We start from the raw sequence: 1538 nt of genomic DNA on the forward strand, positions 1-1538 counted from the left end.
CACCTTCGCCTTGTCATGACCATAAGGCAGCAACTCCTCCGCCCCGATCCCCAGCTTCGCGCCAATCTCCAAAATCGGCTTCTTGTTTGCCTCGCGGGCGATTTCTATGTCACTCTTGTACGCCATGTGATGATTTCCCTGTTTCTGCTGTGGGTTAGACCGCGGATGCGGCGGTATCTGTGCGCTGGACCCTTACGGCTGCGTATTTGAACTCTGGTATTTTTCCGTAAGGGTCGAGGGCTGCGTTTGTGAGGATGTTTGCGGCGGCTTCGACATAGGCGAAGGGGAGGAAGACGTTGTCCTGGGCGATGGCGCGGTCGGCGCGGACCATGACCTGGACGCTGCCGCGCCGCGTGGTGAGGCGGATCGTGTCGCCGGGCTCGATGCCCATGGCGCGCAGGGTGGCGGGGTGCATCGAGCAGTTGGCCTCGGGTTCGACCGCGTCGAGCACGGTGGCGCGCCGGGTCATCGAGCCGGTATGCCAGTGTTCCAGCTGCCGTCCGGTGATCAGCACGAAGGGATAGTCCGCATCGGGCCGCTCGTCGGGCTCGACGATCTTTGCCGGGGTGAACCGCGCCCGCTTGTTCGCACGCGGGAAGCCGTCGCCAAAGACGATGGCCTGGCCCGGATCCTCGGGGCTGAGCGAGGGATAGGTCACCGCCTCGCCCTCGAGCCGCTCCCAGGTGATGTTGTCGAGCGATTTCATGTTGCGCTTCATCTCGGCAAACACTTCGCTGGGGTGGCTGTAATTCCAGTCGAGGCCCAGGCGTTTGGCCAGTTCCACCTCGATCCACCAGTCTTCGCGCGCCTCGCCCGGGGGCGCCACGGCGGGGCGGCCCATCTGGACCTGGCGGTTGGTATTGGTCACGGTGCCGGTCTTTTCCGCCCAGGCACTGGCGGGCAGGATCACGTCGGCATAATTCGCGGTCTCGGTCAGGAAGATATCCTGCACCACCAGGTGGTCGAGCATCGCCAGCGCGGCGCGCGCGTGATCCACATCGGGGTCGGACATGGCCGGGTTCTCGCCCAGGATATACATGCCCCTGATGTCGCCATCATGGATCGCATGCATGATCTCGACCACGGTCAGCCCCTTCTGGTTCGAGAAGTCGCCCGAGTTCCACACGCTGGTAAAGGCCGAGCGCACGCCGTCATCGGTGACCGACTGGTAATCGGGCAGGAACATCGGGATCAGGCCCGCGTCCGACGCGCCCTGCACGTTGTTCTGACCGCGCAGGGGGTGCAGGCCCGCGCCGGGCTTGCCCACATTGCCGGTCATCAGCGCCAGAGAGATCAGGCAGCGCGAATTGTCGGTGCCGTGGATATGCTGGCTGACGCCCATGCCCCAGAAGATCATGCCCGCCTTGCCCGCCGCAAATGTGCGCGCCGCGTCGCGCAGCTCACCGGCCGCGATGCCGCAGATGGACTCCATCTTCTCGGGCGTGTAGTCGGCCAGATGCGCCTTCATCTCCTCCCAGTTCTCGGTGAACTGGTCGATATAGGCCTGGTCATACAGCCCCTCTTCGACGATCACGTTC

At 64.1% G+C, this 1538-nt stretch carries 2 protein-coding genes; both read right to left on the reverse strand.

Annotation, left to right across the window (positions count from 1 at the left end):
• On the reverse strand, positions 1–126 hold a 126-nt coding region (locus AC2FL1_RS23440), incomplete at its 3' end, for a formate--tetrahydrofolate ligase (protein ID WP_496878529.1).
• Between the two features lie 28 nt (positions 127–154).
• On the reverse strand, positions 155–1538 hold a 1384-nt coding region (locus AC2FL1_RS23445), incomplete at its 5' end, for a molybdopterin oxidoreductase family protein (RefSeq protein ID WP_496878528.1).

It is taken from the genome of Ruegeria sp. YKSF070 (assembly GCF_059612725.1).